This window comes from Geminicoccus sp. (genome assembly GCF_035556675.1).
Lineage (GTDB): Bacteria > Pseudomonadota > Alphaproteobacteria > Geminicoccales > Geminicoccaceae > Geminicoccus.
Genome location: NZ_DATMFZ010000252.1, coordinates 1 through 9001, shown reverse-complemented (window position 1 = coordinate 9001; position 9001 = coordinate 1). Strand labels below are relative to the sequence as shown.

Annotated in this window: 7 protein-coding genes; 2 read left to right on the top strand and 5 right to left on the bottom strand. The window is 68.7% G+C overall.

The window, feature by feature from the left end; translation table 11 throughout:
• A partial coding sequence (locus VNS22_RS17725) for a hypothetical protein (RefSeq protein WP_325734733.1) occupies positions 1–232 on the bottom strand: 232 nt, incomplete at its 3' end.
• 394 nt (positions 233–626) lie between these two features.
• Between VNS22_RS17725 and VNS22_RS17720 the strand changes: the two genes are divergently transcribed.
• Both VNS22_RS17720 and VNS22_RS17715 read left to right on the top strand, forming a co-directional pair.
• The gene (locus VNS22_RS17720; RefSeq protein WP_325734731.1) at positions 627–2063 is read left to right on the top strand and encodes a peptidoglycan DD-metalloendopeptidase family protein; all 1437 of its coding nucleotides are present in this window, start codon (positions 627–629) and stop codon (positions 2061–2063) included.
• Positions 2064–2132: 69 nt separating this feature from the next.
• On the top strand, positions 2133–2879 hold the full coding sequence (locus VNS22_RS17715; protein WP_325734729.1) for an SDR family oxidoreductase: 747 nt from the start codon (positions 2133–2135) through the stop codon (positions 2877–2879).
• Positions 2880–2990: 111 nt separating this feature from the next.
• Here the strand turns inward: VNS22_RS17715 and clpB are convergent, their stop codons facing one another.
• From clpB to VNS22_RS17695, 4 genes are all read right to left on the bottom strand, one after another.
• Positions 2991–5585 carry an ATP-dependent chaperone ClpB gene (gene clpB / locus VNS22_RS17710; RefSeq protein ID WP_325734727.1) on the bottom strand — a complete coding sequence of 865 codons (2595 nt, stop codon included), beginning with the start codon at positions 5583–5585 and terminating at the stop codon, positions 2991–2993.
• 134 nt (positions 5586–5719) lie between these two features.
• On the bottom strand, positions 5720–6589 hold the full coding sequence (prmC, locus tag VNS22_RS17705; protein WP_325734725.1) for a peptide chain release factor N(5)-glutamine methyltransferase: 870 nt from the start codon (positions 6587–6589) through the stop codon (positions 5720–5722).
• Complete coding sequence (gene prfA / locus VNS22_RS17700) at positions 6586–7638, bottom strand: peptide chain release factor 1 (protein ID WP_325734723.1); 1053 nt, start codon at positions 7636–7638, stop codon at positions 6586–6588. Before prfA ends, prmC begins: the two co-directional genes overlap by 4 nt.
• 54 nt (positions 7639–7692) lie before the next feature.
• The coding region (locus VNS22_RS17695) for a Na/Pi cotransporter family protein (protein WP_325734721.1) at positions 7693–9001 on the bottom strand (1309 nt) is incomplete at its 5' end.

Sequence of the window (9001 nt, the reverse complement as noted above, 5' to 3'; positions counted from 1 at the left end):
GACCATCCAGGCTTCGCAAGGTACCCATCAGAACCTCCGAAGAGTTTCCAATGAACACCAGAATGCTCCAGACGATCATCCCCCCAGCCAACAGCCAAGAGAACGCCGCCCGCACATCCCTCCAAAAACGCTCCTTCAAGCGCTCCACTAAACCAACGATGTCAAACAACACATCAGGATCGGCCCCACCGGACCAATCCCCAGCCCCACCTGGCACCAGCCGGCAGCTCATCGCCGCCGTCCAGCACCCCGCCGGGCTGCGTGGGCCGGGTTCTAGGCCCCACCCACCAAACCGTCAACAGGGAATCTCGACAGCTCGAAGAAATCTTCGGACGGCATGCCGCAGGGTCGGCCGCGCCCGGTGGATCAACCTGAGGGCTAGCGCTTCCTGACCTTCTACACGCTGTAGGTGGCGGCCGGTCGGTTGACAGCGGTCGTCACGCTACGCATGGTCCCGGCATCATCTAGATATGGTGGCGCGCCACCGCAGAGGCGACCAATCGACGGGCCAAAAGCGGCCCGGTGCTGGCGCTCGTGGTAATGGCAGCCCAAGAGTGCGTGCGGGGGAGGATCGAGCGTTGCGTCCACGTAAGGTCCGCCCCGCCCCCGTCCGCTGGGTTCCGCTGATGACCGCGGCCGGACTGGCGTTCACTGCCGGGTTCGGCGTCGCCGGGGCGACCTTCCATTATTTTGGCAGCGCAGCGCCCGAGCCCAGGACCGAGCTGGCACCGCCGCAGGCGACAGCGATTCCGGTCGCGGTGCCGGCGGAGCTGACATCGGCGGCATTGTTTGCCCAGCCGGGCCAGGGCTCGTCCATCGGGACGCCGGCAATCCAGGTCGCCGTGACTGCCGACGCGCCGACGGACGGGCCGGGCATCTGGGCGCTCACGAACCTCGACCAGAGCAGTTCCGTGGCCGAGGCAGCGCCCGAACGGCTCCTGCCGCCCAAGGACGAGGTGCTGGAGGTCGAGGTCGAGAAGGGCGACACGCTGATCGACATCCTGCAGCGCGCGGGTGCTGTCGACAGCGAGGCGCATGCGGCGATCGCGGCACTCAAGGACGTGTACGACCCGCGTCAGCTGCGCGCCGGTGCCCGGGTGTCGGTGGCGCTCGCGAGCGGCGACGAGGCCAGCCCGCTCCAGGGCCTGACCATCCCGATCGCCTTTGCCCAGGAGCTCAAGGTCGATCGCGACGAGGCCGGCGGGTTCAACGCCCGCACGGTGGAGCTGACCCTGGACCGCGAGGACGTGCTGGCCGGCGGCACCATCAGCGGCAGCCTCTACGACAGCGCGCGCGCCGCCGGGATGCCGGCCGAGACGATCATGCGCTTCGTCAAGCTGCTGTCCTGGGACGTCGACTTCCAGCGCGACCTGAAGGAAGGCGACCGGTTCGAGGTCATCTATGACCGCCTGAGCACGCCGGACGGCAGGGAGTCGCGCTACGACGACATCGGCTTCGCCCGGCTGGTCAATGGCGAGCGCGACTTCATCCTCTACCGGTTCGAGCGCGAGGACGGCTCGCGCGCCTGGTACGACGCCAACGGCAAGTCGGTGCGCAAGTCGCTGCTGCGCACGCCCATTGACGGTGCCCGGCTCAGCTCAGGCTTCGGCATGCGCCGCCACCCGGTGCTGGGATACTCGCGCATGCACAAGGGCACCGACTTCGCGGCCCCCACCGGCACGCCGATCTTCGCCGCGGGCGATGGCGTGATCGAGATGCGCGGCCGCAACCGTGGCTACGGCAACTATATCCGGATCCGCCACAACGCCGAGTACGCCACCGCCTATGCCCATATGAGCCGGTTCGCCAAGCAGCTGAAGGTCGGCAGCAAGGTGCGCCAGGGCGAGGTGATCGGCTATGTCGGGACGACCGGCCTGTCGACCGGGCCGCATCTGCACTACGAGGTCCTGCACCAGGGCGCCCAGATCAACCCGCTGTCGGTGAAGCAGAACGTCGCCGAGGAGCTGAGCGGCAAGGAGCTGGCGCGCTTCAAGGCGGAACGCGACCGCCTGGACGCGCTGCGCCGCCAGCTGGCCGCTCCTTCCCAGGTGGCGCAGAACTAGCGTCCGACTCGGTCGGGCAGTGGGCCGCCTGGCGCGCCGGATGAGCAGGCTGCAGCGGGGAGACATGGCATGACCAGCGCAGACAGCGGCAGCAGGGTAGCGATCGTGACCGGCGCATCACGCGGCATCGGCGCCGCGATCGCGGAGCGCCTCGCCCGGGACGGCCTCACCGTCATCGTCAACTATGGCGGACGCGCCGCCGATGCGGCGGCAGTGGTGGCGCGTATCGAGCAGGCCGGCGGCCAAGCACTTCCCGTCCAGGCCGATGTGATCGATCCCGCCGCCGTGGCTCGGATGTTCGACACGGCGCAAGCGGCGTTCGGTGGGGTCGACGTGCTGGTGAACAATGCCGGCATCATGCAACTGGCGACGCTGGCCGAGGGTGATGACGCCCTGATCGACCGCCAGCTCGCCGTCAACCTCAAGGGCAGCATCAACACCATGCGCGAGGCGGCGCGTCGGCTGCGCGGCGGCGGGCGGATCATCAACCTGTCCTCGAGCGTGGTCGGGCTCCGCCAGCCGACCTATGGCGTCTATGCCGCCACCAAGGCCGGGATCGAGGTGCTGAGCCACGTGCTGGCCAAGGAGCTGCGCGGTCGCGGCATCACCGTGAACGCGGTGGCGCCCGGACCGACCGCGACCGAGCTGTTCCTGGACGGCAAGCCGCCGGAACTCGTCGACCAGCTGGCGAAGCTGGCCCCGCTGGAGCGGCTGGGCCAGCCGGAGGACATTGCCGGCGTGGTGGCGTTCCTGGCGGGCCCGGACGGGGCCTGGGTCAATGGCCAGGTCCTGCGCGCCAATGGCGGCGTCATCTGACCCCACGTCAACCGCCGGCGAACGTTCGAGCCGATCCCGTTGCCAAAGACGAAGGGCCCGCCCGGCTGTCCGGGCAGGCCCTGTTTCATCATGGCAGGACGTCCGCGACCGTCAGGCGGCCATCGGCAGGCCGTCAGGCGCGATGGCCAGCTGGCCGTCCGCGACGGTGACCTTCACGCGGTCGCCGTCCTGGATACGGCCCTCCAGCACCGCAGTCGCCAGCGGATCCTGGAGATGGCGCTGGATCGCGCGCTTGAGCGGCCTGGCACCATAGACCGGATCGTAGCCCGCATCAGCCAGCCAATCGATGGCCTCGTCCGAGATGTCGAGCGTGATCCGGCGATCCGCCAGCAGCTTCTCCAGGCGCTGCAGCTGGATCTTGACGATCCCGCCCATCTGGGCGCGGCCCAGCCGGTTGAACAGGATGATCTCGTCCAGCCGGTTCAGGAATTCCGGGCGGAAGCTGGCGCGGACCACCGCCATCACCTGCTCCCGGGCATCCTCGGCCGAGGCGCCTTCCGGCAGCGCCGCCAGATACTCGGAGCCCAGATTGCTGGTCAGCACGATGATGGTGTTGCGGAAGTCGACCGTGCGGCCCTGGCCGTCGGTCAGCCGCCCGTCGTCCAGCACCTGCAGGAGCACGTTGAACACGTCCGGATGGGCCTTCTCGACCTCGTCGAACAGGACCACCTGGTAGGGCCGCCGCCGGACCGCCTCGGTGAGCGCGCCACCCTCGTCATAGCCGACATAGCCCGGAGGGGCGCCGATCAGCCGGCTGACGCTGTGCTTCTCCATGAACTCGGACATGTCGATCCGGATCATGGCCTGATCGTCGTCGAACAGGAACGAGGCCAGCGTCTTGCACAGCTCGGTCTTGCCGACGCCGGTGGGGCCCAGAAACAGGAAGCTGCCGATCGGCCGGTTCGGGTCCTGCAGGCCGGCGCGCGCCCGGCGCACCGACTTGGAGACCGCTTCCACGGCCGCCCGCTGGCCGACCACGCGGGATTCCAGCTTCTGCTCCATCTGCAGGAGCTTTTCCCGCTCGCCCTCCAGCATCTTGTCGACCGGGATGCCGGTCCAGCGCGACACCACTTGCGCAATGTCCTGCTCGGTGACCTCCTCCGCCACCAGTGGCCGGCTCTTCTCGGCCTCCTGCGCCTCGGCGAGCTTCTTCTCCACGGCCGGGATCTCGCCATAGGCGAGCTTGCCGGCGCGCTCGAAGTCGCCCTTGCGCTGGGCGATCTGCAGCTCGTTGCGCAGCTGCTCCAGCTGCTCCTTGAGCTTGGTCGCGGACGCCAGCTTCTCCTTCTCGGCCTGCCAGCGCGCGGTGATCTCGGCGGATTCCTTCTTCAGCCCGTCCAGCTCCTTCACCAACTTGTCGAGCCGGTCCTTCGATGCCTGGTCGTGCTCCTTCTGCAGGGCCGCCTTCTCGATCTCCAGCTGCAGGATGCGCCGGTCGAGCTCGTCCAACTCCTCGGGCTTGCTGTCGATCGCCATGCGCTTGCGCGCCGCCGCCTCGTCGATCAGGTCGATCGCCTTGTCGGGCAGGAAGCGGTCGGTGATGTAGCGGTTCGACATGGTCGCCGCCGCCACGATGGCACCGTCGGTGATCCGCACGCCGTGATGGAGCTCGTACTTCTCCTTCAGCCCGCGCAGGATCGACACCGCGTCCTGCACGTCCGGCTCACTCACGAAGACCGGCTGGAAGCGCCGGGCCAGTGCCGCGTCCTTCTCGATATGCTTGCGGTACTCGTCGAGCGTGGTGGCGCCGACGCAGTGCAGTTCGCCGCGTGCCAGTGCGGGTTTGAGCATGTTGGAAGCGTCCATCGACCCTTCCGCCTTGCCGGCACCCACCAGCGTATGCAGCTCGTCGATGAACAGGATCGCATCGCCCTCGCCATGGGCCAGCTCGCTGAGCAGGCCCTTCAGGCGCTCCTCGAACTCGCCGCGATACTTCGCACCGGCGACCATGGCGCCCAGGTCGAGCGAGAGGAGCTTGCGATCCTTCAGGCTCTCCGGCACGTCGCCGTTCACGATCCGATTCGCCAGGCCCTCGGCGATCGCGGTCTTGCCCACGCCCGGTTCGCCGATCAGCACCGGGTTGTTCTTGGTGCGGCGCGAGAGCACCTGCACGACGCGCCGGATCTCCTCGTCGCGGCCGATCACCGGGTCGAGCTTGCCCTCGCGCGCCGCGGCGGTGAGGTCGCGCGTGTATTTCTCAAGCGCCTGGTACTGGTTCTCGGCCGACGGGCTGTCGGCCCTGCGTCCCTTACGGATCTGCTCGATGGCGCCGTTCAGCGACTGCGGCGTGACGTTGGCCGCCTTGAGGACCTTCGCCGCTTCCGGGTCGACGATCGCCAGCGCCAGCAGCAGCCGCTCGGCGGTCACGTAACCGTCGCCGGCCTTCTTCGCCAGACCTTCCGCCTGGTCGAACAGCTTGGCGAGCTCCGGGGACAGGTTGACCTGCCCGGCACCGGGGCCCTCGACCTTGGGCAGCCGGGACAGCGCCAGCTCGGTCTCGCGCAGTGCCGCCTTCGGGTCGCCCCCCGAGGCGCGGATCAGGTTGGCGGCTAGACCCTGCTCGTCGTCCAAAAGCACCTTGAGCAGGTGGATCGGCAGGAGCCGCTGATGCCCTTCGCGCAGCGCCAGCGTCTGGGCCGACTGCACGAAGCCCTTTGCCCGATCGGTATATTTCTCGAAGTCCATGGAACACCTCCGTCGACAGGCTCCCCGTATCCCGGGCGAGCCATCGGTCGCGGGCCTTGCAAGAAGCACCCGCACCGTATCGTGTCTGGAGGTAGGACGCCCTTGATCCGGCGCAAGATCTTGAAAAATCGCCGTTAGAACAGTTGCGGAACATCCACATCGGCAGCCCGGCGCAGCTCCAGACAGCGCGCGATGTCGGCCAGATCGGCGTGGCTTCGTCCAGCGAGGCCGTGCTCCGCGAACCATGCCAGGAGCGGCGGCGCCTGGCCCTGTCCAATCTCCAGCAGCACCGTGCCCCCCGGTGCCAGGAGGCGCAGGAGGTCCGGGGTCATCGCCCGGTAGGACTGGAGCCCGTCGGGCCCGGGCGAGAGCGCGTCCTGCGGCTCGAAGCGCAGTTCGGGGGCAAGCTCCGCCAGATCATCGGCGTCGATGTAAGGCGGGTTGGACAGGATCAGGTCGAACTGGCCCGAGATGGCTTCGCCCCAACTGCCTAGCACCAGCCGCACCCGGTCCGCCACGCCCAGGGCCTGGGCGTTCCTGCGGGTCCAGCCGAGTGCCAGCTCGCTCGTGTCCACGCCCACGCCGCGGGCTTCCGGATACTCGGCCAGGAGGGTCAGCAGGATGCAGCCGGAGCCGACGCCGAAGTCCAGGATCCGCAGCGCCATCCCGCGATCGGGCCAGCGGCGCAGCGCTGCCTCGATCAGGGTCTCGGTCTCGGGGCGCGGCACCAGTACGCCCGGGCCCACCAGGAAGGGCCGGCCGAAGAACTCGCGGCTGCCGGCCAGATAGGCGAACGGCTCACGCCGCACCCGCCTTGCGACCAGTTCCTCCAGCCGTGCCGACTGCGCTGCGGTGAGTTCCCGCCGGTCGCCTGCCAGTTGCTCCGTCCGGCTCCAGCCGGTGGCGAGCCCGAGCAGCAGGGCCGCCTCGCGCCTGGGCGTCTCGATCCCGGCCGCCTGCAACCGCCGCCGCGCTTCCGCCAGGGCCTCCTCCAGCCTGGTCACTCGAGCTGTGCCAGCTTGCGCGCCTGGTCCTCGGCGACCAGGGCATCGACGAAGCGGCCGAGCCCTGGGCCTGCCAGCACCTCGTCCAGCGCATAGAGGGTCAGGTCGATCCGGTGATCGGTGACCCGGTTCTGCGGAAAATTGTAGGTGCGGATGCGCTCGGAGCGGTCCCCTGAGCCGATCTGCTCGCGTCGGTCGGCCGAACGCTCCTGGTCGGCGCGCGCCCGCTCCTGGTCGAACAGCCGGGCGCGCAGGATCTTCATGGCGCGGGCCTTGTTGCGGTGCTGGGAGCGCTCGTCCTGCTGGAACACGACGATGCCGCTCGGCAGATGGGTGATGCGCACGGCACTCTCGGTGCGGTTCACGTGCTGACCACCGGCACCCGAGGCCCGCAGCACGTCGATGCGCAGGTCCTTGTCGTCGATCTTGATGTCGACCTCTTCCGCCTCGGGCAGGACGGCGACGGTGGCGGCGGAGGTATGAATGCGCCCGCCCCCCTCGGTGACCGGCACGCGCTGGACCCGGTGTACACCCGATTCGAACTTGAGCTTGGCGAACACGCCCTGCCCCTCGACCGCGACCGAGATGTCCTTCAGCCCACCCAGGTCGGTCTCGGTCTCACTCAGCACCTCGAACTTCCAGCCCTGCAGGGCGGCATAGCGCTGGTACATGCGGAACAGGTCGCCGCCGAACAGGGCCGCCTCCTCGCCACCCGTCCCGGCCCGGATCTCCAGAATGGCGCTGCGCTCGTCCGCGGCATCCTTCGGCAGGAGCGCCAGGCGGAGCGCCAGCTCCGCCCCGGACAGCCGCTCGCGTGCCTCCGGCAGCTCGGCCGCCGCCAGCTCGCGCATCTCGGCATCCTCGAGCAGCAGCTCCAGGCCCTCTACCTCCTGCTCTGCGGCGTGGAAGGCATTGATCGCATCGGTCACCGGACGCAGCTCGGCCAGCTCCCGGGACAGCTGGACGATGTCCTGGCGACCGGGCTCGGCCAGGAGCGCTTCCAGCTCCTCCTTACGAGCGAGGATCGGGTCGAGGTCGAGCTTGGCCATGTCAATCGCGGGTTGGGGTGACGGGCTTTCCTGTCGGCCTGCCGGTGCTGCGGGTCAAGTCGCCAGACGCTCGTCCGCCTCGGTCTCGTCCTCGTCGCGTGCGCGCAACCGGCTGGATGCGAGCTCACCCTGCCGCTCCAGGATCGGATAGGCCACCGAGACCACGTGGGCATGGATGCGCTTGAGGTCGCGCATCACGTCCAGGTGCAGGCTGGAGCTGTCGCGGGTGTCGGCCCGACCGGTCATCAGCCGCGCCAGGTGGCTCTCGGTATAGCGGCGCTCCAGCCCGCGCATCTTCGACTTGGCCGCGAACAGCCTGCGCGCGTCCTCCACATCCGAGGTGAGGAACACGGCGAAGGCCAGTTCCAGGTCGCGCAGGATCTCGGCGTGGAAGGCCTCGATCTCCTGCAATCCCGCCGGGGAGAACTGGATCTTGTTGCGAATCTTCTTGGCAGCCAGATCCATCAGGTTCTTGTCGATGATGTCACCGACATGCTCGAGATTGGTGACGAAAGTCAGAACCTCGACTTGTCGCTCGCTCTCCTTGCGGTCCAGCTCGCGCTGGGCGAGATCGGTCAGGAAGGTCTTGATCGCCTCATGCAGCCGGTCGACCACGTCGTCCTGGTCGCGGATCTGCTTGAGCAGGCGCGGGTCGTCGCTGCGCAGCACGTCGATCACGCCGCGGAGCATCGACTGGATGACCTCGCCGATCCGCAGGGTTTCCCGCACGGCCGAGGCCAGGGCCACCGAGGGCGAGTCCAGGGCATCCTGCTCCAGAAAACGCGCGGCACCCGGATCGTCGGTGGCCGGCTGGTCCGGCATCAGCCACAGGAGCAGCCGGTCGAACGGTCCGGTCAGGGGCAGGAAGATCAAGGCCAGCAGGACATTGAAGCCGATATGTCCTGCAACCGTCACCAGGTCGAACGGCACTGCCTCCTGCAGGAGCGGCAGGATCTGCCCGACGAAGGGCAGAAGCAGCAAGGCGGTGCCGCCGCGCTTCAGCAGGTTGCCGATCGGCGCGCGCCGGCCCGCCGGGGGTGCATGGGCCGTCATTACGGCAGCGACGATCCCGGCCCCGGCATTGGCGCCGAGGACCAGCGCCAGCGCCAGCTCCAGCGGCACCACGCCCGTGCCGGCCAGCGAGGCCACCAGCAGCACGATCGCCAGGCTGGAATGGACCAGCCAAGTGAGCAGTGCCGCCAGCAGGAAACCCACCAGCGGCGTGTCCACCAGGGCACCCATCAGCTCTGCCATTACCGGCGAGGCGCCCAGGGGCTCGGCCGCACCCACGATCTGCTGCAGCGCCAGCAGCACCAGGCCCAGGCCGATGCCGACCCGGGCGAGGTTGCGCGCACGCCCGTTC